20 protein-coding genes are annotated in these 25,615 nt (G+C 61.2%); 9 read left to right on the top strand and 11 right to left on the bottom strand.

Annotated elements, in window-relative coordinates:
• The first annotated feature begins 180 nt into the window (after positions 1-180).
• Positions 181-2,859, top strand: coding sequence for an alpha-ketoglutarate dehydrogenase (gene mdeB / locus ACQRBV_RS23125; protein WP_244383673.1), 2,679 nt, complete (start codon positions 181-183; stop codon positions 2,857-2,859).
• 76 nt (positions 2,860-2,935) lie between these two features.
• Here the strand turns inward: mdeB and ACQRBV_RS23120 are convergent, their stop codons facing one another.
• Both ACQRBV_RS23120 and ACQRBV_RS23115 read right to left on the bottom strand, forming a co-directional pair.
• Positions 2,936-3,424 (bottom strand): DUF1289 domain-containing protein, encoded by a 489-nt coding sequence (locus tag ACQRBV_RS23120; protein ID WP_060757013.1) that lies wholly within the window; start codon positions 3,422-3,424, stop codon positions 2,936-2,938.
• Positions 3,425-3,433: 9 nt separating this feature from the next.
• Positions 3,434-4,684: a ribonucleotide-diphosphate reductase subunit beta gene (locus tag ACQRBV_RS23115; RefSeq protein WP_205343706.1), complete on the bottom strand. Its 1,251-nt coding sequence runs from the start codon at positions 4,682-4,684 to the stop codon at positions 3,434-3,436.
• Between the two features lie 301 nt (positions 4,685-4,985).
• Here ACQRBV_RS23115 and fae point away from each other — a divergent pair, with 301 nt between their 5' ends.
• The 4 genes from fae (at position 4,986) to ACQRBV_RS23095 (ending at position 9,416) form a co-directional block, all read left to right on the top strand.
• On the top strand, positions 4,986-5,498 hold the full coding sequence (gene fae, locus ACQRBV_RS23110) for a formaldehyde-activating enzyme (RefSeq protein ID WP_060752763.1): 513 nt from the start codon (positions 4,986-4,988) through the stop codon (positions 5,496-5,498).
• A 10-nt stretch (positions 5,499-5,508) separates the two neighbouring features.
• Complete coding sequence (locus ACQRBV_RS23105) at positions 5,509-6,543, top strand: aldo/keto reductase (RefSeq protein WP_060752764.1); 1,035 nt, start codon at positions 5,509-5,511, stop codon at positions 6,541-6,543.
• Positions 6,540-7,973, top strand: coding sequence for an NAD-dependent succinate-semialdehyde dehydrogenase (locus tag ACQRBV_RS23100; RefSeq protein ID WP_411983930.1), 1,434 nt, complete (start codon positions 6,540-6,542; stop codon positions 7,971-7,973). Before ACQRBV_RS23105 ends, ACQRBV_RS23100 begins: the two co-directional genes overlap by 4 nt.
• 72 nt (positions 7,974-8,045) lie before the next feature.
• Entirely contained in the window at positions 8,046-9,416 is a 1,371-nt protein-coding gene (locus ACQRBV_RS23095; protein WP_411983931.1) for an MFS transporter, read from the top strand.
• Between the two features lie 26 nt (positions 9,417-9,442).
• Here ACQRBV_RS23095 and ACQRBV_RS23090 read toward each other — a convergent pair whose 3' ends face one another.
• From ACQRBV_RS23090 to ACQRBV_RS23055, 8 genes are all read right to left on the bottom strand, one after another.
• Positions 9,443-10,318 carry a LysR substrate-binding domain-containing protein gene (locus ACQRBV_RS23090; protein ID WP_411983932.1) on the bottom strand — a complete coding sequence of 292 codons (876 nt, stop codon included), beginning with the start codon at positions 10,316-10,318 and terminating at the stop codon, positions 9,443-9,445.
• A 140-nt stretch (positions 10,319-10,458) separates the two neighbouring features.
• Positions 10,459-11,628: a hypothetical protein gene (locus ACQRBV_RS23085; protein WP_161548887.1), complete on the bottom strand. Its 1,170-nt coding sequence runs from the start codon at positions 11,626-11,628 to the stop codon at positions 10,459-10,461.
• A gap of 85 nt (positions 11,629-11,713) precedes the next feature.
• Positions 11,714-13,351 (bottom strand): dipeptide ABC transporter ATP-binding protein, encoded by a 1,638-nt coding sequence (locus ACQRBV_RS23080; RefSeq protein WP_411983933.1) that lies wholly within the window; start codon positions 13,349-13,351, stop codon positions 11,714-11,716.
• Between the two features lie 2 nt (positions 13,352-13,353).
• A complete protein-coding gene (locus tag ACQRBV_RS23075) occupies positions 13,354-14,190 on the bottom strand; it encodes an ABC transporter permease (RefSeq protein ID WP_411983934.1) in 837 nt (278 codons plus the stop codon).
• On the bottom strand, positions 14,187-15,140 hold the full coding sequence (locus ACQRBV_RS23070; RefSeq protein ID WP_060752771.1) for an ABC transporter permease: 954 nt from the start codon (positions 15,138-15,140) through the stop codon (positions 14,187-14,189). Before ACQRBV_RS23070 ends, ACQRBV_RS23075 begins: the two co-directional genes overlap by 4 nt.
• A 57-nt stretch (positions 15,141-15,197) precedes the next feature.
• Positions 15,198-16,832, bottom strand: a complete 1,635-nt coding sequence (locus tag ACQRBV_RS23065; protein WP_411983935.1) for an ABC transporter substrate-binding protein — start codon at positions 16,830-16,832, stop codon at positions 15,198-15,200.
• Between the two features lie 293 nt (positions 16,833-17,125).
• Positions 17,126-18,352: a M24 family metallopeptidase gene (locus ACQRBV_RS23060; RefSeq protein ID WP_090371311.1), complete on the bottom strand. Its 1,227-nt coding sequence runs from the start codon at positions 18,350-18,352 to the stop codon at positions 17,126-17,128.
• Between the two features lie 51 nt (positions 18,353-18,403).
• On the bottom strand, positions 18,404-19,285 hold the full coding sequence (locus tag ACQRBV_RS23055) for a HalD/BesD family halogenase (RefSeq protein WP_411983936.1): 882 nt from the start codon (positions 19,283-19,285) through the stop codon (positions 18,404-18,406).
• 105 nt (positions 19,286-19,390) lie between these two features.
• On the opposite strand from ACQRBV_RS23055, the gene ACQRBV_RS23050 reads away from it, so the two are divergent.
• On the top strand, positions 19,391-20,305 hold the full coding sequence (locus ACQRBV_RS23050) for a LysR family transcriptional regulator (protein ID WP_244383666.1): 915 nt from the start codon (positions 19,391-19,393) through the stop codon (positions 20,303-20,305).
• Here the strand turns inward: ACQRBV_RS23050 and ACQRBV_RS23045 are convergent.
• Entirely contained in the window at positions 20,243-21,475 is a 1,233-nt protein-coding gene (locus ACQRBV_RS23045) for an MFS transporter (protein WP_411983937.1), read from the bottom strand. The genes ACQRBV_RS23050 and ACQRBV_RS23045 overlap by 63 nt on opposite strands.
• A gap of 284 nt (positions 21,476-21,759) precedes the next feature.
• On the opposite strand from ACQRBV_RS23045, the gene ACQRBV_RS23040 reads away from it, so the two are divergent.
• From ACQRBV_RS23040 to ACQRBV_RS23030, 3 genes are all read left to right on the top strand, one after another.
• A complete protein-coding gene (locus ACQRBV_RS23040; protein WP_081086943.1) occupies positions 21,760-22,689 on the top strand; it encodes a LysR substrate-binding domain-containing protein in 930 nt (309 codons plus the stop codon).
• Between the two features lie 115 nt (positions 22,690-22,804).
• A complete protein-coding gene (gene aldA / locus ACQRBV_RS23035) occupies positions 22,805-24,229 on the top strand; it encodes an aldehyde dehydrogenase (protein WP_411984402.1) in 1,425 nt (474 codons plus the stop codon).
• Between the two features lie 75 nt (positions 24,230-24,304).
• Positions 24,305-25,615, top strand: coding sequence for an MFS transporter (locus tag ACQRBV_RS23030; RefSeq protein ID WP_411983938.1), 1,311 nt, complete (start codon positions 24,305-24,307; stop codon positions 25,613-25,615).

The raw sequence follows: 25,615 nt of genomic DNA, 5'->3' as shown, positions 1-25,615 counted from the left end.
GGTCATTGAGCGGGCGGCATTTTAAACACAGTTGGGTGGTTTCGGGGGGCTTGAGCACGATGTGCTGGTAAAAAGCCGATTGGCAGTGATTCATGCTCAAACCGCCGCAAACCGCGCCTGATAACAGGCAAAAAATCCTCAAGCACCCACATAAACTGGAAAAAAAGCCCGGAGGTGCTCATGAACGGTTTCGCAAGTGCAGTCAATCACACGGCGTTGGATCAGCAAGAGCTGGACGAATGGCGTGACGCCCTGGCTTCACTGGCCTCCCACGCCGGGCCTGCGCGGGCGCGGCAGATCCTCGACCTGCTCGCCCGCGAGGGCAGTGCGCCGCACATCGACTGGAAGCCGCGCCACGGCACACCGTATATCAACAGCATCAGCGTCGAGCAGCAGCCGGCCTTTCCCGGCGACCTGGCCACCGAAGAGCGCCTGGCCTCGTGGGTGCGCTGGAATGCCTTGGCCATGGTGGTGCGGGCCAACCAGGCCTACGGTGAACTGGGTGGCCATATCGCCAGCTACGCCAGTGCCGCGGATTTGTTCGAAGTGGGCTTCAATCACTTTTTCCGTGCCCGCAACGAGCATTTTGGCGGTGACCTGGTGTTTTACCAGCCGCACTCGGCGCCAGGCATCTATGCCCGGGCCTTCCTTGAGGGGCGCTTGAGCGAGAACGACCTGGCACACTATCGCCAGGAACTGGGCGGCGCAAAATCCGGCGCACGCGGCCTTTGCAGCTATCCGCACCCTTGGTTGATGCCGGACTTCTGGCAGTTCCCCACCGGTTCCATGGGCATCGGCCCCATCAGTTCGATTTTCCAGGCGCGTTTCATGCGCTACCTGCAGCACCGCGGCCTGCAGGACACCACCGACCGCCACGTGTGGGGCGTGTTCGGTGACGGCGAAATGGACGAGCCGGAAAGCATGTCGGCGCTGACCCTGGCCGCCCGTGAAGGGCTGGACAACCTGACCTGGGTCGTCAACTGCAACCTGCAACGCCTCGACGGCCCGGTGCGGGGCAACGGGCGGATCATCGACGAACTGGAGGCGTTATTCGCCGGCGCCGGCTGGAACGTGATCAAGCTGGTGTGGGGCTCGGACTGGGACGCTTTGCTCGCCCAAGACACCGACGGCTCGCTGGTCGATACCTTGTCGAACACCGTCGACGGCCAATTTCAGACGTTCGCCGCCAAGGACGGTGCCTACAACCGCGAACACTTCTTCGGCCAAAGCGCGGCCATGGCCAAGCGGGTCGAAGGCATGAGCGATGAACAGATCGACGGCCTCAAGCGGGGTGGCCACGATATGCTCAAGATCCACGCGGCCTACCACGCCGCGCGCCGGGTCAAAGGCAAGCCCACGGTGATCCTGGCCCAGACCAAAAAGGGCTTTGGCATGGGTGAGGCCGGGCAGGGCAAGATGACCACTCACCAGCAGAAAAAGCTCGATCGTGAGGCATTGATCGCCTTTCGTGACCGCTTTCGCTTGCCGTTGACGGATGAGCAGACCGAATCCCTGAGCTTCTATAAACCTGGCGATGACAGCCTGGAAATGCGCTACCTGCACCAGCGCCGCGCAGCCTTGGGCGGTTATGTGCCGAGCCGTGCCCAGCAGGCAGCGCCGGTCAGTGTGCCGCCGCTGACGGGTTACGCCGGTTTCGCCACTGGCGCCGACGGTAAGGAAATGTCCACGACCATGGCCTTTGTGCGCATGCTCACCAACCTGCTCAAGGACAAGGCGCTCGGCCCGCGCATCGTGCCCATCGTGGCGGACGAGGCGCGTACCTTCGGCATGGCCAATCTGTTCAAGCAGATCGGTATTTATTCCAGCGTCGGCCAGCGTTACGAGCCGGAAGACATCGGGTCGATCCTCAGCTACCGCGAAGCCACCGACGGGCAAATCCTTGAAGAAGGCATCAGCGAAGCCAGCGCCATCAGCTCCTGGGTCGCGGCGGCCACCAGCTATTCGGTGCACGGTCTGCGCATGCTGCCGTTCTACATCTATTACTCGATGTTCGGCTTCCAGCGCGTCGGCGACCTGATCTGGGCCGCCGCCGATCAACGCGCCCGGGGCTTTCTGCTGGGGGCTACCGCCGGGCGCACCACCCTGGGGGGCGAAGGCTTGCAGCATCAGGACGGCAGCAGCCACCTCACGGCGGCCACCGTGCCCAATTGTCGCGCCTACGATCCGGCGTTTGCCGGCGAGTTCGCAGTGATCCTCGACCACGGCATGCGGCAAATGCTCGAGCAGGATGTGGATGAGTTCTACTACGTGACCCTGATGAACGAAAGCTACCCTCAGCCCAGCCTGCCGGTGGGCGTGCAAGCGGCGATCATCAAGGGTATGTATCGCCTGGAAGGCGCTGCCGAGGCACAAGTGCGCCTGCTCGGGGCCGGTACGCTGGTGCGCGAGGTCCAGGCTGCGGCACAACTGCTGGCGGACGATTGGCAGGTGGCGAGCGAAGTGTTCAGCGTGACCAGTTTCAGCGAGCTGGCCCGGGATGCACGGGAGGTGGAACGGTGGAATCGCTTGCATCCGCAGGGCGTCAAGCGGGTCAGTCACCTGGCTGAATGCTTGCCCAAAGGCGCGCCGGTGATCGCGGTGTCCGACTATGTACGGGCCGTGCCGCAGATGGTGGGCTCGTATCTGGACTCCAGCTACACCGTGCTCGGCACCGACGGCTTTGGGCGCAGTGATACACGGGCGGCGCTACGGGATTTCTTTGAGGTGGACCGCCATCACCTCGTGCTGGCGGCGCTGACGGCGTTGGTGGAGCAGGGCAGTTTGGAGCGCGAAGTGTGCCGGCAGGCGATTGAGCGATATGGCTTGCAGGCGGAGCGTGACCCGTCCTGGATCGCCTGAACCACAGAGATCAAATGTGGGAGGGAGCAAGTCGAATCGTCGCACCGCCCCTCCCACATTTTATTTGTGTTGCGGGTTAGGCTGTGGCGATCAACGCCGGCTCGAATGCGTCCTGCAGAAAGCGTGGTGCGATATACCGCTCGTAATGCGCTTCGGACAGCAGGAAAAACTCCCGGTCAATCGCATCCCGCAGATCGGCCAGGCTGCGCTCACGAAATTCCGGCAACAACGCCAGGCCATAGGCCTCCAACTTGGAAATCACCCGCGCGCCCCGGGCAATCAGCTGGTACGCCCAGCAATAGGGTGACTGGTGCGGCACGAAGCGGATCTTGCGGGTTTCCAGTTGCTGACGCAGAACAGACGCGTCAAATACCTCCAGCTTGCTGGCCATTACCTGCACCAGCAGTTGCTCCAGGCGCAGCCAGACTGCCTGCTTCTCCTCGGCGTTGTAGCCGTTCCACTGGATCACTTCATGGTGATAACGCTTGCAGCCCCGGCAGACCAGGTCCCCGTAAACGGTGGAGCAGAGGCCGACGCAGGGCGTCTTGATGGTTTGATTGGGCATCCGTCTTGATCAATCCCAGCTCAGCGCGCCGCCGGTCTGGTACTCGATCACCCGAGTCTCGAAGAAATTCTTCTCTTTCTTCAAGTCCATGATCTCGCTCATCCACGGGAACGGGTTGGTAGTGCCTGGATACTCTTCCTTAAGACCAATCTGCGACAACCGACGGTTAGCGATGAACTTCAAATAGTCTTCCATCATCGCCGCATTCATCCCCAGCACGCCGCGAGGCATGGTGTCGCGAGCGTATTCGATCTCCAGCTGAGTCCCTTGCAGGATCATCTGGGTCGCTTCTTCCTTCATCTCGGCATCCCACAGGTGTGGGTTTTCGATTTTGATCTGGTTGATCACGTCGATACCGAAGTTCAGGTGCATCGACTCGTCGCGCAGGATGTACTGGAACTGCTCGGCGACGCCGGTCATTTTGTTGCGGCGGCCCATGGAGAGGATCTGGGTGAAGCCGCAGTAGAAGAAGATGCCTTCCAGCACGCAGTAGTAGGCGACCAGGTTGCGCAGCAGCTCTTTGTCGGTTTCGACGGTGCCGGTTTCGAACTTCGGATCGGAGATCGAACGGGTGTATTTCAGGCCCCAGGCGGCTTTTTTGGCGACCGATGGGATCTCGTGGTACATGTTGAAGATCTCGCCTTCATCCATGGCCAGCGATTCGATGCAGTACTGGTAGGCGTGGGTGTGGATCGCTTCTTCGAAGGCCTGGCGCAGGATGTACTGGCGGCACTCCGGGTTGGTGATCAGGCGGTACACGGCCAGGACCAGGTTGTTGGCGACCAGCGAGTCGGCGGTGGAGAAGAAGCCGAGGTTGCGCATGACGATGCGGCGTTCGTCGTCGGTCAGGCCCTCGGGGTTTTTCCACAGGGCGATGTCGGCGGTCATGTTGACCTCTTGCGGCATCCAGTGGTTGGCGCAGCCGTCTAGGTACTTCTGCCAGGCCCAGTCGTACTTGAAAGGCACGAGCTGGTTGAGGTCGGCGCGGCAGTTGATCATGCGTTTTTCGTCAACGGCGACGCGGGCGGAGGCGCCTTCGAGTTCGGCGAGGCCTTCGGCGATGTCGAGTTTGTCGAGGGCGGCCTTGGCGCGCACGATGGCGGCGGAGTCACTGGCGGTGACGGCGCGGGCTTCAACCGCGGCGGCAGCGCCGGCGCCGTCGAGGCGGTCCATGTTGGCTTCGGTGGCGTGGCCGGCGTTGGCGCCCCTGATCACCGCTGCACCGGTGTCTTCGTTGTCGACTTCATCCCAACTCAGCATTGAAATTCTCCTTCCTGGTGCTCGAAAAAATAGGGGGTTGCAGGCTTCATGGCATTGAAATACTGCGCAGAGTGTGGTGGGGAAATTCCAATTCTGCACACTATATAGTGGTCTGTTCTGTTTGTGGGCACACTATATGGTGTGTGGCAGGCGGGGTCAACGCGCAGGAATGCGCGCAGGGGTCGCAGGGCTATGAGAAAAACTCACACCCCCATGACTTTTAATGGTTACGGCCGCTTCGAAGCTCAATGCTAAAAATTCGCCAACAAGCTCCCCATAACAACAATGAGCGTTTGCGAAAATGAAAGCACTTGATCTGTACATCGGCGAAGGCTTCGAAGGCCCAGGCGTCAATGCTGCCCATATCAACATTCTCATCGGCCCACGCAATGGCCCGGCCGGCCAGGCGTTCGCCAACAGCCTCGCGTCGCCAAGCCAGGGCCATTGCCCGTTCATGGTGATCGCCCAGCCGAACATCCCGGTCAAACCCATGACCCTCTACGTCAACAAAGCCGCCATCGGCAGCGACCTGCACGGCAATGCCACCTGGGGTGCGTCCCAGGCCGGGATCGCCAAAGCGGTGCTTGAAGCGTTGCTGGACGGCACCTTGCCGGCCGAGGCCGAAGACGAATGGGCGATTGTCACCGCCAACTGGGTCAACCCGGCCTGCGATGATCTGGACGCCGTCTACCTGAACAACTACAACGCCTGTCGCACCGCGATCCGCGCCGCCCTGAATGGCACGCCGTACACCGCGCAGTTGGCCGATGTGGTCAATCACATCAGCAATCCTTTCTACACGCCGAAAGCCTGAGGAGACTGCCATGCAATACATCCGTTTGGGCAACTCCGGCCTGCAAGTCTCACGCCTGTGCCTGGGCACCATGAATATGGGCACCCCGGACTGGAAACCGTGGATTTTCGACGAAAAGCAAAGCGAGCCGATCGTCGCCCATGCCCTGGCCAACGGCGTCAACTTCATTGACCTGGCCGACTTCTACTCCGCCGGTGTCGGCGAAGAAGTGGTGGGGCGCATCCTCAAGCGCGTGGCGCGACGTGACGAGATCGTGGTCACCACCAAGGTCGGCTACGGCACCCGCAGCGGTATCAACGCCAGTGGCCACTCGCGCAAGCACATCATGGACAGCATCGACGCGTCCCTGAGCCGTCTGGGCATGGATTACGTCGATGTGTTCATGCTGCATTACTTTGACGTGAACACCCCGGTGGAAGAGACGATGTGTGCGCTCAACGACATCGTGCGCTCCGGCAAGGCCCGCTACATTGGCGTGTCGACCATGCTCACGGGGCAGCTTGCCAAAATACTGATGGCCTGCGAGCGCAACGGTTGGGTCAAGCCTATCAACATGCAGTTGCAACTGAACTGCGCCTACCGCGAAGAAGAGCGCGAGATGATCCCGTTCTGCCGAGACCAGGGCCTGGGCGTCTCGGTGTTCAGCCCGCTGGCGCGTGGTTTGCTCACGGGTGAGGTGCAATCGACGCGTAACCAGACCGATTTCTTTACCCAGCAGATGTACAGCGACCAGGCCTCGTTCGATATCGCCCATTCGGTACAGCGTGTGGCCCGTGCCCGTGGCGTGTCCAACGCGCAGATCGCCCAGGCGTGGGTCGCCAACCATCCTGGCGTCGACGTCATGCTGGTCGGCGCCGATACCACCGCGCAATTCGACAGTGCGCTGGCGGCCCTCGACACCCGCCTGGATGCCGAAGAACTGCACGAACTGGAGCGCAATTACACCCCGTGCGATGTGATCAATGACTACACCGCCGGCAAGCGCATCCTGCGTGAGGCCCGCCCGGGCCTGGACCGTTTCAACCTGACCGAGGCCGTGGCATGAACCCGCTGATCCGTACTGGCAACTACATCGATGGCCAATGGTCCAGCGGTGGCCCCACCTATCCGGTACTCAACCCGGCCAATGGCGCGCTGATCGTCGATGTGCAGCGCGCCGGCGCTGAAGAAACCCAGCTGGCCATCGATGCTGCCCACCGTGCCTTGCCGGCCTGGCGCAAGCTCACCGCCAAGGAGCGCAGCCAGCGTCTCAAGCGTTGGAGCGAGCTGATGCTGGGCAACCAGAAAGACCTGGCTCAGCTGCTCAGCCTGGAACAGGGCAAACCCCTGGCCGAAGCCATGGGCGAAGTGGTCTACGCGGCAAGCTTCCTGGAGTGGTTCGCCGAAGAAGCCAAGCGCGCCTATGGCGATGTGATCCCGACCCACAAGGCTGATGCACGCATCATCGTGACCAAGGAAGCGATTGGTGTCGTGGCTGCGATCACGCCGTGGAATTTTCCCCTGGCGATGGTCACCCGCAAAGTCGGCCCGGCACTGGCGGCCGGTTGCACGATGATCCTCAAACCGTCGGAAGAAACGCCGTTGTCGGCTTTTGCCTTGGCGGTGCTGGCCGAGCAGGCGGGTATTCCAGCCGGTGTATTCAACATCGTTTCGGGTGACGCCGTCGCCATTGGTGGTGCGCTGCAAGCGTCTGGCGTTGTGCGCAAGCTGTCGTTCACCGGGTCCACTCGCACCGGCAAATTGCTGATGCGCCAGGCCGCCGACACGCTGAAAAAAGTCTCGCTGGAACTGGGCGGCAATGCGCCGTTTATCGTGTTCGACGATGCTGACCTGGACGCCGCCGTCAAAGGTGCCATGGCCTCCAAGTTCCGTAACACCGGGCAGACCTGCGTGTGCGTCAACCGCTTCTATATCCAGGACGGCGTGTACGAGGCCTTTACCCGTAAATTGGCCGAAGCGGTCAGCGCCATGCGTGTGGGCAGTGCGTTGGACGGCGACACCGAGCAAGGCCCGCTGATCAACGCAGCCGCCTTGGCCAAGGTCGAAGCCCATGTGGGCGACGCGTTGGAGAAGGGCGCCAAGCTGCTCTGCGGCGGCCGTCGCCATGCGCTGGGCGGCACCTTCTTTGAGCCGACGATTCTCACTGAAGCCAACGGCGACATGTTGATCGCCCAGGAAGAAACCTTCGGCCCCGTGGCGGCGTGCTTTCGTTTCACGGACGAAGCCGAGGTGCTGCAACGGGCCAATGACACGCCGTTCGGCTTGTCCGCCTACTTCTACAGCCGCGATATCGGCCGCGTCTGGCGCATGGCCGAGGGCTTGGAGGCGGGCATGGTCGGCATCAACGAAGGGATCATTTCCACTGAAGTCGCGCCGTTTGGCGGTATCAAGGAGTCGGGGCTCGGCCGTGAGGGTTCCAAGTACGGCCTGGAGGATTATCTGGAGATCAAATACCTGTTGATGGGAGGCCTGTAGCTTCTGATTTGAACCGGTGCCCGCAGGGGCACCGGCTGTTACTCCGTCAAAAACAACAATATGGAGAACACCATGACTGTACAACCCGTCAAAATCGACGATCTGCCGATCGGTCGGTTTCACCTCAAGATTGCCGGCCTGACCTTCGGCGCGCATTTCACCGACGGCTATATTCTTGGCCTGATCGGTATCGCTTTCACCTTGCTCAGCCCACAAATGCAACTCGATGCCTTCTGGCAAGGCTTGATCGGTGCTTCGGCCCTGATCGGTCTGTTTTTGGGCAGCCTGTTTTTCGGCTGGATTTCCGACACCCTCGGCCGGCAGAAAATCTTCCTGGTCAGCTTCGTACTGATTACCGTAGCGTCGGTGATGCAGTTCTTTGTTGAAACGGCCATGAGCCTGTTGCTGTGTCGTATCTTGATCGGCATCGGCCTGGGCGGTGATTTCAGCGTGGGCCACGCCATGCTTGCCGAGTTCTCACCGAAGAAACACCGCGGTGTGCTGCTCGGCTCGTTCAGTGTGATCTGGACCTTCGGCTATGTGGCCGCGACCTTTGTCGGCACCGCCATGCTCAGCCTCGGCGACGACGCCTGGCGCTGGATGCTGGCGTCTTCGGCAATCCCCGCCGGGTTGATCCTGCTCGCCCGCATCGGCACCCCGGAATCACCGCGCTGGCTGGTCAACCGTGGGCGCATCGCCGAAGCCCGCGCCATTGTCAAAAAACACCTGGGCGAGCACGTGCTGCTGGATGAAGAACCGTCCGCGCAGACCCGCTCCGGCTATGGCGTGCTGTTCAGCCCTGAGTACCGCAAGCGCACGGCCTTCAACTGCCTGTTCTTCGTGTGCATCGTGATGCCGTACTTTGCGATCTACACGTTCTTGCCATCGATCCTGCAGAAGATGGGGTTGTCCCAGGGATTCGGCACTGAGTTGCTGCTCAACTTATTGCTGATTGTCGGCGCGCTGCTCGGTATCTGGTGCACGGTGAAGTTCTCGCGCCGTGGCTTTCTGATCAACTCGTTCATCATCCTCGCGGCGGCACTATTCCTGCTGGCGGTATTGCCGGGTAGCCTGGCATGGTTGATGGTGCTGACATTTGGCATATTCACGTTGGTGTTGTCGGCGGTCAGCAATCTGGTGGGTGTGTTTCCGGCGGAAAGCTTTCCCACCGAGGTACGTGCCAGCGGCATCGGTCTGGCGACTGCGGTCAGCCGTTTGGGCTCGGCGATCAGTACGTTCCTGTTGCCGGTCAGCGTGGCCGGGATCGGCTTGAGCCCGACCATGGGCATTCTGGCGGCGATCCTGGTGTTCGGCGCAATCATTTCCTGGGCCTGGGCCCCGGAAACCAAAGCGCTGACGCTGAGCCAGGCGTGCAAGGCGCAGAGCCCGGTCGATCAGCACGCGGCGGTCGGCGTGAAAAGGGCGAATGCTGTCAGGGTGTAGGTGTATCCGGGGTGGGTGAGTGCCTGTCAGGGATTGCTCACACGCCCCAACCACTCAGTAAACAGACCAACCTTGGATAACCCCTGCTTGTCCGCTGCCACATCCAGCCAATAGCCATACGGCCCGATCACCTCCACCGGGGTGATCGGCAGCAAACTGCCGTTGGCCAGTTCGCGCTCGATCATTTGCCGGTCGATCACCGCCAGCCCACCGCCGGCCAGGGCGGTGTGGATCACTTGGTCCAGGGTGCTGAATTCCAGGCCCCGGCCCGCATCGATATCGTCGCGGCCCATCGCCGCCAGCCAGTTTTCCCAGACTTTCAAACGCTTGCCGTCGTGCAGGATATGCAGCAGCGGGAAGCGTCGCAGGTCGGGCGGTTGGCCGTCGATAAACAGCTCCGGGCTGGCTACGGCGATATGGCGCTCCATCACCAATAACTCACTGTGCCAATGCGGGTCTGCGTCCAGGCCGAAGCGAATGCGGCAGTCGATCTCGGCCAGGCTCTCCTGGTGGCTCTGGTGGGTGACGCTGAGGTTGATATCCGGATAGTGCTCACAGAACCCGCGCAAGCGCGCCGACAGCCAGCGCGTGGCCCAGGTTGGTGGTGCAACGACACGCAGGCGCTGGCGCAGGTTGGGTACGCGCACGGCCTGCAGGGCGCGTTCGATATGGTCGAAGGCGTCGCTCAAATGCGGTGAGAGGGCGAAGCCGGCTTCGGTCAGGGACAGGCCCTGAGGCGTGCGGATAAACAGGGTGACGCCCAGATAGTCCTCCAGTTGCTTGATCTGGCGGCTGACCGCGCCCTGGGTAACGTTGAGGCTCACGGCGGCCTGGCTGAAACTGCGGTGGCGAGCGACTTCTTCGAAGACGCGGAGCATGTTGAGGGCAGGGAGTTGGCGCATGGTTCGGGTTCCACACATTGTTTTTATAGTGTTTTCACTGCCCTCATCGCAGGCAAGCCAGCTCCCACATTTTTGACCGCGCCGCCGATCAAATGTGGGAGGGGGCTTGCCCCCGATGGCGTCAGCGCTGACGCCGCCTATTAGAAGTAATAACCAATGTTCATGTACAGCTGATTTTCCCACTGGTTACTGCCCCCGGCACCCAGGCTCTGGGTGTAGCTGCTGCCGCCGATGTAGGGGTCGTTCTTGCCGATCAACCACTCTGTGGCGATCCACAACTTGCTGAACGAGAACGAGGTACCGAGGATCACTCGTTGCGAGGTCTTGAAGGCATCGTCGGACTTGTCGAAAGCGCTGTAGTTGGCGTACAGCTTCACGCCGCTGATCTGGTCGAACAGGTATTTACCGGCCACGTCATAACTCAGGTCCGCCACATACAGATTGCCGCGGCTGGCGACGTTGAAGGTGCCGTCATAACCGCCCAGTGTGACCACGCCATTGGTGCCCTCGTTGCGCGGTGACATCTGTTGGCGCGCCGCCTGCAATTGCAGGCCCCATGGACCGTTTTTGCCCAGGTAGTGGATGGCTACGGCGTTGCGTCGGCCGTCATTGCCGGTGTCCTTGTTTTCCAGGGTCGAGGTCAGGCCCGACAGGCCGACTTCGGATTTCCAGCCGCCCAGGTCCATGGCTTTGGCGACGCGCACCACCACGGTGTTGCGCTCCTGGTTATTGCTGCCGTCGGCGACATAACTGTCGGCTTCGGAAATCACGCTGGAATAGGTCACGCCCTTGCTGGTGCCTTTGCCTTGCCACGCCGGGCGCAGGTAATAACCGGCCTGGATGTTCCAGTCGCCACTTTGCTGGATGTACTTGGTGCCGACCTGTTGCACATCTTCCAGGCCGATCACGTTGCCCAGGGTTTCATAGAAGGTACTGCCGAAATACGGCTGCAAGCCGAACGGCACGGTGTTCAAGCCCACTTGCACTTGCTGGTCCGGGTTGAACTTGTAGCCTACCCAGGCGAATTTGGCGAACTGGATGTCGCCGTAATTCTTGGTGTACTGGTAAGGGTAAGAGCGCCCATAAAATCGGTACTGCGCCTCACCAATCCAGGTGTCGGAGTTGTACTTGGCGCTGAGAAACACGGTGTCGAGCCCGAACTTTTGAATATCGCGGTCCGGATCATAGTCCCAGCGCGCACGCACGGCGCCGCCAAGGTCGAGGTTGTCGGTGACCTGATAGGCCATGGCCGGTGCCGCCAGGGCGCCGAGTACCGGGATGAGGGTGAAGTAGCGTGTCGTTGGTCGCATGGTTTTACTCTCGTTTTTAGTTTTTTTTGGGCAACAGCAGCCCGTTGCCGCAGCAAACGCTGCGACGCAGGGAAAAGGCTTGGACTCAGTGCGCGTTGGGGTGGATCAGCCTCAAGGGCGGCCCGGCGGCGGGTAACTCGGAGGCGCCGGGTGCCGCCGCGAGAAGGGCCTGGGTGTAGCTGTTCCGTGGCCTGAGCAAGACCTGTTCGGCGCTGCCGTATTCCACCACTTCGCCTTGCCGCATCACCGCAATGTGGTCGCTGATCTGCGCCGCCACGCGCAGGTCGTGGGTGATAAACAGGATGCTCAGGTTCAACTGCTTCTGCAGTTCGGCCAGCAACTCCAGCACTTGCTTTTGCACCGACACATCCAGTGCCGACACACTTTCGTCGGCGATCAGCACTTCCGGGCGCATGGCCAGGGCCCGGGCGATGCCGATGCGTTGGCGCTGGCCCCCGGAAAACTGCCGGGGCTTGCGCTTGAGGGCGTCACGCTTGAGGCCGACCTGTTCGAGCAAGTCACCGGCTTCGGTCCACGCATCTTTGGCGGACAACCCTCGCAGTCGCGCGGCGCGGGCAATGATGTCGCCCACCCGGTGGCGCGGATTGAGCGAGCCGTACGGGTCCTGGAAAATCATCTGGATGCGGCGCCGATTGGTCGCCAGGGCCGAGCCGCGCAAGGCCAGGAAGTCGCTATCGCCGACCCACACATGCCCACTGTCGCTGTCTACCAGGCGGATTGCCGCCTTGACCAGGGTGCTTTTGCCTGAGCCGGACTCACCGACGATCGCCAGTGTCTTGCCCCGTGGCAGGTTCAGCGACACATTGCGCAGCGCCGCCACTGAGCTGCCGCCGACGTTATAGGTTTTGGTCAGGCGCTCGATACGCAACGCCATTTCGCCGTCGGCACAAGGTGTGCGCAGTTCGGGATGCAGCGCCGGTACCGCGGCAATCAGCTTGCGTGTATAGGCGTGGGCGGGGGCATTCAACACCTGGTCCCGTTCGCCGATTTCCACCAGGCGGCCACCTTCCATGACGGCGATGCGATCGGCAATCTGCGCGACGACCCCGAAGTCGTGGGTAATAAACAGAATGCCGTGTTGGCCGCGCCCTCGCAGGTCGCGCACCAATTTCAACACTTGGGCCTGGGTGGTCACGTCGAGGGCCGTGGTCGGTTCGTCAGCGATCAACAAGTCCGGGTTCATTGCCAGGGCCATGGCGATCACGACCCGTTGGCATTGCCCGCCGGACAGCTGGTGGGGGAAACTGTTGGCGATGCGCGGCGGGTCGGGCAGTTGGGTGGATTCGAGCAGCGCGAGCATGCGTTCCTGGCGTTCGCGCTGAGGCATCTGTGGCGCATGGATATCAAAGATTTCCTCGACTTGTTTGCCGATGCGAATCGCGGGGTTCAACGCGGCCATGGGTTCCTGGAAAATCATCGCGATGCGGTTACCGCGCAATGCGCGCAAACGGTTTTCATCCAGGCTGCAGATGTCGTCACCGAGAAAGTCGATCACCCCACCGGCATGCCGCAGACCCTTGGCGTAGTCGCCCATGATCGCCGCCGACAGGACCGACTTGCCTGAACCGGACTCGCCTATCACGCAGAGGATTTCGCCCTTGCGCACCTCCAGGCTGATGCCGTGCACGGCGTGGCGGCGGTCGGCGCCGGTGGGCAGTTCAATCGTGAGGTCCTGCACACGCAATACGGGTTCTGGGTTCATGTTCAACTCCTTGCGCCTTGCTGGGCGTGTTCATCCAGGCCGTCCGCGAGCAGGCTCAGGCCCAGCATCAGCGTGGAGATGGCGATGCACGGAAAGATCACCAGATGCGGAAAGGCGATGGCCATGGCGCGGCCGTCGTTGATCATGCCGCCCCAGTCCGGGGTCGGCGGCGGCAGGCCGAGGCCGAGAAAACCCAAGGCGCCGATCATGATCGCGGTGTAGCCGATGCGCAGGCAGAAATCGACTATCAAGGGCCCGCCGCAATTGGGCAGGATCTCCACCAACATGATGCGCAATGAACCTTCGCCTTGGGTGATGGCGCTGAGTACGTAGTCGCGCGAACGAATGTCGATAGTCAATGCGCGCATGATCCGGAAGATGGCCGGGGCACTGGTGAACGTCACCGCAATCAGGATGTTCACGGCCGAGGCGCCGAGGGCGATGATGATTACGATGTACAACACCAGCACCGGGAACGACAGCACGGTGTCGGCCACATACGACAGCACCGCGTCGACCCAGCCATTGAAGTAACCGGCACACAGGCCCATAGCAATGCCGACGGCGAACGCGGTAAGGGTGGCGAGGATCGACCAGAACAGCACCGTGCGCGTGCCCCAGATCAACCGCGAGAGAATGTCTCGGCCGATCATGTCGGTGCCCAGCAGGAAGCTCTGGCCGCTGTCGCCGGCCGTCATTGGCGTGAGCAGTGGCGTGAAGCTTTCCAGCGGATCATGCGGCGCGAGCCACGGCGCCAGCAACGCGGTCACCACCCAACTGCCGACCAACAGCAGGCCGAGCAACGCCAAGGGGTGCTTGAAGGCTTGAAGACGGTTCATCGGGTACCTCCGCCGAGACTGCGCAGGGTGATGCGCGGGTTGAGCCAGGTGTAGGCCAGGTCCGAGAAGATCTTGGTGATGCCCACGACCACCGCACTGACCATCGCGCAGGCTTCGATCAGGTATACGTCATGGTTCAGGGATGCGGTGTAGAGCAGCGAGCCGAAGCCCTTGTAGGCGAAGAACACCTCGACCACGATGACGTTGGACAGCAGCCACGGGATGTACAACATGATCACGGTGATGGGGGCGATCAGCACATTACGCAGGGCATGGCGCATCACGATGCGTGCGGTCGAGGCGCCTTTGAGGCGGGCCGTGCGGATGTACGGTGACTGCATCACTTCGACCATCGACGCCCGGGTAATGCGCGCCAGGTAGCCGATGCCGAACAGGCACAGCACCATCAACGGCAGGACCAGTTGCACCGCGCTGAAGCCCTCGCTCATGCTGCTGACGCCGGGCAGCCAGTTGAGCCAGAACACAAAGAGTGCCGAGACGAACACCGCGCTGGCGAAGTCGGGAATCGACGTGGTGACGATCGACAGGAACGACACCAACCGGTCAAGCAGCGAGCCCTGGCGAATGCCGGCCAGCACGCCCAGGGTCAGCGCCACGGGCACCATCACCAGCAGGGCCAGCCCGGCGAGGGTCAGGGTCTGCGCCAGGTTGGGCAGCAACAGTTTGATCACCGACTCACGAAAGTACACCGAGGTGCCCCAGTCGCCGCTGACAAAATCCTTGAGCCACAGCAGGTAGCGCCACACAAAGGGTTGGTTGTAGCCGTGTTCCACCAGCCACGCCGTACGTTGGTCGGCGGCGGAGTAGGGGCCGAGGACGTTGATCGCGACGTCTTCGATGTTCAGTTCCAGGGCCAGGAACACGATCAGTGACACCGATAGCAGGGTTGCCACCAGCGCCAATAATTTACGCAACAGAAAATGAGCCATGGGTGCATGCTCCGACGAATGATGGGAGACCTGCCCGCCTGTGCGGGCAGTGTTGACTCAAGCGCTCAGCCAGACGTTACCCATGGGATAGAAGTCAGAGGGGTGTACCTGGAAACCCTGGACCTTTTTGCTCACCGCCGTGAACTTGTCGCCCCAGAACGGCTGCACGATCACGCAGGCGTCTTGCAGGATCTGCTCGACGCTTTGCATGGCCACCGCACGTTGCTGCGGGTCGATGATGCCCATGGCCTTGTCCAGCGCGGCATCGAAAGCCGGGTCGCTGTAGTGGCTTTCGTTCCAGGCGCCGCCGCCGCGATAAGCCAGTTCCAATGACATCACTCCGAGCGGGCGATGGGCCCAGTAGGTGAGGCTGAACGCGGCCTTGTCCCAGATCGGCCAGTACTGAGCGGCGGGCACCACTTTGAGGTTGATGCGTATCCCGGCTTCCAGGCAATTCTGCTGCAGGATCTGTGCGCAGTCCTGCTCATAGCGCCCCTGGGTATTGCCGACGATCAGGTCGATGTCCAGGCCATTGGGAAAGCCGGCTTCGGCGAGCAATTTCCTGGCTTGCGCCACGTCGCGGTTGCGCTTGGGCAGCGGGAAATATTCAGGATGGGAGGGTGCTACATGGTGGTCCTCGCCCAGGGTGCCCATGCCACGGTAGGCGATCTTCAGCATCTGCGCGTTGTCGGCGCACAGCACCACGGCTTTGCGGATGCGCAGGTCGGTGAACGGTTTCTGGTCGCAGGCCATGCGCATCACGACGGTTTGCGCGGATTTGCAACTGAGCAACTGTGCGCCGGGCAGGCGCTTGGCCAGGTCCAGTTCGGCCACGGTCACCCGGTACAACACGTCAACCTGGCCGGCCTGCAAGGCCGCAAGGTGAGTGGACACGTCGGTGCCCATGTCGATGTAGCGCAGTTCGTCGAGGTTGGCGGGCTTGCCCCAGTAATCGGCACGCTTGGCGAAGGTGGCCTGCTTGTTCACCGCGAATGAGACCAGCTTGAACGGCCCGGTGGCCAGCGGATTTTTCGCCCAGTCATCACCCGCCTTGAAGCTGCGGTGCACAATGGCGCAGGTGAAGGCGTTGAGCATCTCCGGGATCGCCAGAATGGGCCGCTTGAGGTGCAGGCGGAACTGGTAGTCCCCGATTTTTTCGAAGGCTTTGATGTCCTGGAACGCAGTGCGGTTGACCGACTTGGAGTCGGCGGCAATCCAGCGTTCGATGTTGTGTTGCACGTCGTCGACGTTGAAACGCTCGCCGTTGCTCCACGTCACGTCCTGGCGCAGGTTGAAGGTCCAGGTGGTGAGGTCCTCGGACGGGCTCCAGCTTTCGGCGAGGTAAGGGTGGGTGATGTTGTCGGCGTCGACCCAGGTCAGGTATTCCAGGGAATTGCGCAGCAGGTTCGAAGCTTCGATCCAGGTGATCAGCATCGGGTCCTGGATTTCCTGGATCGCACAGGCAAAGCGCAGGCTGCCGCCTTGGCGCGCGGGCGTGGCATCAGCGGCCTGAGCCTCGTTGCCCAACAGGGCCGAGCCCAGGAAGGTGCTGGCGCTGGCGACGGTAACGCCCAGCAGTGCGGCGGTACGCAAAAATTGGCGGCGGTTTATCTCACCGCTTTTGACTTGGGCACACAGGTTGTCAACGGCTGGATGCGGCAGGGTGCCGCCCAGGGTAGTCAGGTCTTTCATAAGCCTCTCCGGTACTTGCGAATATGCGTTTTTGTTGAACCGCAAGGGTCAGTGGCAGGCGCAGCAACGGCGCAGCACGGACCTCTGTGAAGCCGGCAGAAGAACAAGGCAAAACGAAGTCAGGAGGCGGGCAATGGGATAGGACATAGGGCAGCTCTCATGTTGTTTTTATTAGAGATGCCCGCAGTTTTGTCATTTGCGCAACGATGGACAAACGACAAATTCTGCGCAGTAACCTTCTATAAATGCATGTTACAGATCCGTCCCAGGGCCGCCTGTATTGCTGGATCGGTTCAGCGTGGCAACAGGCGCGCATCGAATGGGTAATCGGAGAGCAGCTCGATGCCGTGCTCGTGAATGTAGATCTGTTCTTCGAGCTTCACGCCTTCGCCGCCGTCGTCGTGGCCAATGTAACTCTCCACGCAGATGGTCATGCCGGCTTCGAACACACCGTCGTAACCCAGCGCATCGATGTCCTCACGGTGCACCACATAAGGGTATTCACCGGTCATGCCAACCCCGTGCACCAGCGCGAAATAACGATTGTTCTTGTAATGCTCGGGAATCTTCCAGGCCATCTCTGCGTATTCCTTGAAGCTGCGTCCGGCCTTGAGCATTTCAACGTTGGTTTGCACCTGCTCGTAGGCGAGTTTGTACAGCTCCTGCTGTTTGGCGGTGGCCGCCTGGTCGCCGCACAGGAAGGTGCGGGAAAAGTCCGCGTAGTAACCGAAGCGCCCAACCACATCGGTATCCAATGCCACCAGGTCACCGGCTTCGATCGGCCGTGTGCTGCATTCCTGGAACCAGGGGTTGGTACGCGGGCCGGATGACAGCAGGCGTGTTTCCACATAGTCGCCGTCGGTGGCGATGACATGCTGGTGCAGGTGCGACCACAGCTGGTTTTCGGTGATGCCGGGCACCAATCGGCTTTCCATCAGGCGCACTCCGGCTTCGGTGGCGCGCAGGCTGGCGCGGATCATCTTCAGCTCATTGGGCACCTTGATGCAGCGTGCTCGCTCCAGCGGCTCCTGGGCGTCGAACACTTGATAGCCGAGGCGCTGCAGTTCGAATGCGGCGGCCGAAGTGGCACTTTCAATCGCAATGCGTTTACCGCCACCGCACTGTCGCACCAGCTCATCAATCTCGGCGGCCCAGTCGGCGGTGACATTGCTCAGGAAGCTGTCGCAAAAATAGTAGGAAATCGCTTTGGCCGGGCGGACTTCATCGACGGTGTTCAGGTTTTCGGCCAAGTGCAGGCAGCCGCCGAACTCGAAGACCACCACCGGGCCTTCCGCCGGGATAAACGCATAACGTGCCGGGTTGCGGGCCGAGTACACCTGCATGTTGCGCGAGCCGGTGGCGTAGCGCATGTGGGTCGGGTCGAACAGCACACAGGCGGCGTAGTCGCGTTTTTTCAGTTCGTTGCGTACCCGTTGCAGGCGGTCCAGCTGGATCTGCTGGATCTCGTCATAGGTGGGTTCACAGTCGGCGGGGTTGCGGTTCGGGCCGGACAGACTCATGGGGATTCCTCGCAGGGCAAATACGGTTTTTTGAGTTTTTGGAGAGGTCAATCAGTCGAGCAACTGGTCGCTGCGTACCAGGTTGCGTTCGGCTTGCAGATGCGCTTCGGACAGGCGTCCGTAAAGCTGTTTGGTACGTTGGGCGCGGCCGATGATCCCGGGCTTTTCCGAGTAGGCGAAAATCGCCGTGTTGCGTTCGATGGTGCCTTCCACGCGGGTCACGCGGTGCACCGAGAAGCGGCCCTTGAAGATCTGCAAGTCGCCGGGGTTGAGCTCCAGTTCCTGCACGCGCGAGCGGTCTTCACCGCGCACCACTTTGCCGACGGCACCCAGGTTTTCCTGGCTGCGCGAGCGGATCATCGGCGCGTACTCGAACCGGCCGCCGGCCTCGGGCTTCTGGGTCATCATGCTGACGATGAATTCGTTGGTGTCGAAGTGCCAAGGCTGTTCGGTGCCCTCGGGCATGACGTTGATCACCAGCCCGGCGAAGGGGTCGGCGTATTCGAAAATCTCCGGTTCATCCAGGCAGGCGCCGATAAAGCGTTTCATCATGGGGGAGACGTACAGCCGGTGAATGATCGCGTCAGGAGCGATCATGTCGCGGGTCACAAAGCCGCTGGTGCGCTCCATGAATGTGCGACGCGGATCATCCTGGGGCAGGCTGGGGTCATCCTCGGTGAAGTAGGCGTTGACCTTGCGCACCGAATAAAAGGTCTTGCCCGACAGCGCCTGGCCTTCCTGGCGCGCCTGCTCCAGTACTTGTGGGCGCAGGAAGTTCTTCAGCAGGCAGCAACCGTCCTCAGCCAGTTCGGCGCGGGCGTGTTCAATGAGTGCGCGTAATTGAACATGGCCCGAATCATGTATGGGATAGAGTTCGGTATTAACGATGTCGCTGATATCGCCGGTTTCGGCATCGGCAAGTTTAAGACTCATACACGGCTCCTGAAGTCGGTGGTGGTGTTGAGTCGATAGTTGCGTAAAGCGGTTTGAAGTGGAAATTACAAGTTGTGATCGAATCCATCGGCAGGGGCGATAGTTATGTCAGGCGAACTGGATGGCAGCTTACTTAAAGTGTTTGTGGCAATTATCGAGTGCCAGGGTTTTTCGGCTGCTGCCGAGCGCCTGCATAAAACCCAGTCCACCGTCAGCCAGAGTTTGCAACGACTCGAAGAGATTGTCGGTGCGCCACTGATCCATCGCACCAGCCGCTCCGTTGGCCTCACGCCAAGCGGGGAAACCTTTCTGATCTATGCCCGGCAAATCCTCAAGCTGCACGTCGAGGCGATCAGTGCCGCGCAATTGCCCAACGAGCAGGTGTGTATCCACTTGGGCATGCCCGAGGATTACGCCGAATACTGCCTGGGCGGGATGCTCAAGGATTTCCAGGCACAGTTTGCCCAGGTGCGTCCGGATGTCTGCTGCGAAATGTCGACTGCGCTGGTCGGCCGCTTGCTGCGCGGCGAGCTGGACCTGGTGCTGGGCGTTGAGCATGCCGGCTTGCAGCCCGGGGAATACCTGTGCGATGAGCCGCTGGCGTGGGTCGCAGCACCGAGCTGGAGTGCGGTGGGGCGCCAGTCGGTGCCGCTTGCGGTGTACGCCGAGGGCTGCGCATTCAGGGCCAATGCCGTGCAGGCGCTGGCCCACGCGGGGCGTTCTTGGCAAGTGGTCTACACCAGCCAGAGCCCGCGCGGGATTGCGATTGCCATCGAGCAAGGATTGTCCGTGGGCGTCATGGCGCGGCGTTTAGTGCCGCAGGGCTGGCAGATTCTGGACGAGCGCCAGGGCTTTCCGCCGATTGCCCCGGCGCGCCTGATGTTCTGGCGCTCAACCGGTTGCCAGGTACCGGAAGTGGACGCACTGGTGCAGATTCTACAACGTCAGTTAGGCGATTCAGGGAGTCGGCAACACCGGCACTTCGACAGCCTTCGCACGAGCCATGCGCTTGAGCAGTAGCAGGCTGGCCAGCACCCAGCCGGTGATCCAGGCATGCACCACGGCAAACTCGCCGCTGACCTGCAACAACCCGCCGCACAGTGCATTAGCCGCGGCGCTGGCCAGGCCATAGCTGACCATGCTCAGGCTCACCACCTGCAGGCTGTGCACCGGGTTCAGGCGGGCACTGAGGTAGGCCGCCATCAAGCCCCAGGACGGGAAATAAAACAGAGCGAACAAGGCGGCTGCCCACACACTGAGCAGCAGGCTGGGATGGCCCAGCAGGCCGAGCATGGCCAGGCCGAAGGCACCGATACTCAGCGCCATGACCCTCAGCGCGCCCCAGCGATCGGCCAGCGCCCCGAGCAGCAGCCCGCCGACGGCGCCTCCGATGCCGATCAGCGTCCACAGCGTACCGGTCACGGTGGCACTGGCCTGCAATTGATCGCTGGCAAACGCCGATAGAAAATTGAGAAACGGCCCACTGATCGCGCCGATAAACCCGCTGAGCAGCACAATCTGCAGGGCCACCGGTTGCTCAAGGCACAGGCGCAGCCATTGCCTGGCGACCTCGCTGAAGGTGGGCGGCGTCGCGGAGCGGGGCGCCTGCTCTGCGTGGGGCGCCAAGGCCCAGAGCGTCAGCAGGGTGACCAGCAGCGTCAAACCTGCGCAAATCAACCAGAATTGGCGCAAGGTCAAGCCCTGCAAGCCTGCAATCAGCAGCCCGTTCAAGCAGATTGCAAAGGCCGCTCCCGACGATGCCAACCCTAATACACGGCTACGGTGGCTGGCGGGGATCACTTCACGGGCCAAGGCTGCAATCGCGTTCCAGTTCGACACCGCGCACGCCGACACCAGTGCCAGGCACAGTGCAAACGGCAGCACCCACGGCGTGGCGACGGCCAGCGCCAGCAGGACCGGGCTCAATACGATCGTCAGGCGCACCATGGTGCGCGGGCTTACCCACGCGGCGGCGATGCCGCTGGCAATCGAAGCGCCCATGTAGAACAGTTGCAGCAGCGCGGCAATCAGCGCGGCCTGGCTGTAGCTCAACTCAAATAACTCACGGATCTGCGGCAATAACGCCGAATACAGGAAAATACTGAAACCGTGGGTGGTTGCATTGCAGGCGGTGAACACAAGTGCCAGCAGCCCGATACTTCGTCGCGATGAGAAAGTTGTTGTCGACATGCTGCGGCCCGAAGTTAATAAGTGAGTAAGTTTTCAGCCAGACTAACTTTTGTGGCAGGTCAGTCACCAATGCTTAATTGTCTTAGTGTGCATGCGTAATACGCGTGCTATTTATTCGATAACGACGCTAACCGTCGAAAAACGACGCGGGAGATTAAAACCGAGTGTTTTTCAGCGATGCTGGGTGCTACCGCTGAACTGATACAAAAAGGTATGTTGTGTGAAAATTTTCCTGCGGTGCCGTGGGAATTCGCTTCCTTGTCAGTTGCTGTCGAGCGCCCTCCATGAAACGTAAAATGCCCGGTCTCAATGCCCTCAAAGCCTTCGAAGTCGCCGGCAGCACCGGCAGCTTTACCCGGGCGGCGGAATTGTTGAACGTGACCCAGAGCGCAGTCAGCCGCCAGGTGCGCCAGCTTGAAGAACAATTGGGCGAGAGTCTGCTGGAGCGCCGCCATCATCACCTCGAACTCACCAGCGCCGGGCGCGTGCTGCTGCGCGCGCTGCACCAGTCCTTCGACAAGATCGAGCTGACGGTGCGTAGCATCCAGCAGAAAACCCACTCCAACCGCCTGCACATCAACGCACCGCCGACGTTCACCAGTCGCTGGTTGATGCCGCGCCTGGGGCGCTTGCGTGAGGCGCACCCGGAGTTGGAACTGAGCATTACCACGTGCTTGCAAGACAGCCTGGCGCAGACCAGTACGCTCGATTGCGCGATTCGGTTTGGCAATGGTGAGTGGGACGGGCTGGACAGTTCCTTGTTGATCCAGGAGCGGCATATCGCGGTGTGCGCACCCTCGCTGTATGCCCGCGAATGCAGCGATGGCGTGGATCTGAATCGCATGACCTTGCTGCATGTGCTGGCCAATGAGGACCAGCGTTACCTGACCTGGAAGCACTGGCTGGATGCGGCGCGGATTCATGGGGTGGATACGCAGGGCGGGTATGAATTCGACCTGCTGGACCTGGCGATCCGGGCGGCGACGGATGGGTTGGGGATTACCATCGCGGATTGGCATATGGTCGCGGCGGAACTGGCCAGTGGGCAGTTGACGCAGGTGTTGAATGTGCATGTGGAGGGGCATCAGTCGTATTGGCTGGTGACCCGACCCGAGCAGACGGATATGCCGCAGTTGCAGGTGTTCGAGCGATGGTTGCAGGAGGAGATCTGGTTGGCGCAGCGGCAGTTGGAGCCGTCTACGGCGGCGGGTTGATTACCCCTAACCTGCATTTTTCGCATGTTACCCCACCCAATAAGTCGTTTGCCCGCCCTCCTTACAACGACAAAACTGCATGTCACTCGCAAAACAACAACGTTGGGCAAACCACATGCAATTCGAGCGCAATTTCTACAACGGCCAGTTCGTCGAACCGGCCAGCGATGCCCTGATCGCCGTCTACAACCCTGCCGATGAAACCCTCGCCGGTCACGTCAGTGCCGCCAGCGCCGACGAGGCCATCGCTGCCGTCGACGCGGCTGCCGTCGCCCAGAAAACCTGGGGCAAGCTCACCAGCATCGAGCGCGCCGAGCACCTTCGCGCCTTGGCCGATGCCCTGGACAGCCACGCCGTAGCCATCGGCACGGCCCTGGCCAGGGAGTCCGGTAAAAGCGTCAGTGACGCGAGCAACGAAGCACGCTACGCCGCGCAGATCACCCGTTACCATGCCGAATGGGCGCGCCGTATCGAAGGCGAGATCATCCCCAGCGACACGCCGGACGAAAACCTGTTCCTGCAACGCGAACCGATTGGCGTGGTGGCTTGCCTGATTCCGTTCAACTATCCGGTGTATACCTTGCTGCGCAAGATCGCTCCGGCGTTGATCGCCGGTAACACGGTGGTGGTGCGCCCGAGCAACAACACGCCGCTGTCGGCGTTTGAAATCGCCAGAGCGGTGGTCAATGCCGGGATTCCAGCCGGTGTGATCAACATCCTGACCATGGACCACGCCACCGCAGCCAGCGTCTGCACGCACAAGGCGGTCGGCCTGATTACCCTCACCGGCAGCGTGAATGCCGGGCGTATCGTGCTCGATTACTGCAAGGCCAACATCGCCAAGCCGTCCCTGGAACTGGGCGGCAAGACGCCGGCGATCATCGAAGCCGATGCCGACCTGGAAAAGGCCGCCAGCGCCATCGTCGCGTCCAAGACCACGCACTGCGGCCAGCTGTGTACGGCGGTGGAGCGGGTGTATGTGCACGAGGCTGTTCATGACACCTTCCTCGCACTGCTGAAAACCAAAATCAGCGCAGTGAAATTCGGCGACCGTGCCAACGACGAAAGCCTGATGGGCCCGCTGGCCAACGCCAGTTCCCGCAAGAATATTCATGCCATGGTCGAGCGCGCCGTTGCCGCCGGTGCTGTACTGGAAACAGGCGGCGTGCTGCCCGACGGCCCTGGGCATTTCTATCCGCCGACCTTGCTCAGCCATTGCCGCCAGGACATGGAAATCATCCAGGAAGAAATCTTCGGCCCGGTGCTGCCGGTGCTCAAGTACCGCGACATCGATGAGGCGCTGGCGATGGCCAACGACCACCAGTTCGGTCTGTCGTCGGTGCTTTACACGGAGAACTACCGCACGGCAATGAAGGTGGCGAATGCGATCGAGGCCGGCGAGTTGTATGTCAATCGGACCCCGGCGGACCCCTACCAGGGTTTTCACGCCGGATGGAAACGCTCAGGGCTGGGCGGCGACGACGGCAAGCACGGGATGCTGGAGTTCACGCAGACCCGCTTGGTGGTCATGAAGTACTGAGCCAAGCACACCGCCGCACCTTTAATAAAAACAATTATCAGGGCACCCGCGCATCGGGCGCCCGAGGTCTACACGATGTCCAAGCCTGCACCTGTTGCCCAGGGTTCCGTTGCCGTGTCCGTGGCAAGCAGCGACAAAGCCAGTCGCTATTTCCAACTGCTATTACTGGTACTGGCGGCGGGGGCGATCTACCCGATCCTCTACCTGCGCCAGGTCTACCAGACCACCATGCTCGATGTGTTCCAGATCAACCACAGCGAGCTGGGTTACCTGTACTCCATGCTCGGCACGGTTTTTTTGCTCAGCTACTTGCCCAGCGGTTGGCTGGCCGACCGTTTGCCGCCGCGCTTTTTGATCTTCTTCTCGCTGGTCGCGACCGGTGCATTGGGCTTGTGGTACGCCAGCGTGCCGTCGATGACCGGCTTGATGATCATCTTCGCTTGCTGGGGGCTGACCACCGGCCTGACTTTTTGGGCCTCGGTGCTCAAGCGCGTGAAGATGATTGCGCACCCCTCTGAGCAGGGCCGTTTCTTCGGCATTCTCGACGGCGGGCGCGGCCTGGTGGAAGCCTTGTTGGCGACCGTGGCCCTGGGTCTGTTTGCCTATGCCACCGAAACGCAAAGCCGGTCGGCGGCTGAAGGTTTCAAGCAGGTGGTGTACCTGTACTCGTTTATCTGCATCGCCATCGGCTGCGGATTGGTGTTGCTCAAAGACCCCAAGTCCCTGGCCGAAACGGCAGCGGTGGAGAAGGGCAAGTTCAACCTGATCACTGACCTGACGACATTGGTGAAGATCCCTGAACTGTGGCTGGTGACCGCTATCGTGTTCTGCGGTTACCACATGTTCTGGGCCACCTACAGTTTTTCCGACTACCTGCAAGGCAGCGGCATGACCGCCGTGATGGCCGGCACCATCACGACCATCAAGCTGTGGATGCGCCCCATCGGCGGCATCGGTGGCGGTTGGCTGGGGGACAAGTTCTCGAACATTTCGGTGCTGATTGTCGCGCTGGTGCTGGTGACCCTGGCCATGCTCGGGCTGATCGTCTTCCCTGCGTTCAACAGCCTGGCCCTGCTGATCGGCACGGTGATCTTTATCGGACTGATGACCTACGCGATTCGTGGCCTGTACTGGGCGATCCTCGACAGCTGCGACATCCCGCTACGCATCACCGGCCTGGCCATCGGCATTGTGTCGGTGGTGGGTTACTTGCCCGACACCTTTATCCCCTTGATCAACGGCTACTTGACCGAGACCTACCCGGGCAAGGCCGGCTACACCCTGTATTTCGGCTACATCGCCTTTATCGGCGTGCTCGGGACCCTGGCGGCCCTGACCTTGCGCGCCCGGATCAACCGTAAAAAATTCAACCGGACAGGTGCCTGA

The organism is Pseudomonas sp. R11F, assembly GCF_050312575.1.
Taxonomy (GTDB): domain Bacteria; phylum Pseudomonadota; class Gammaproteobacteria; order Pseudomonadales; family Pseudomonadaceae; genus Aquipseudomonas; species Aquipseudomonas palleroniana.
Note: the sequence above shows the minus strand (reverse complement) of the source record. Positions and strands in the feature narration are given on the sequence as shown.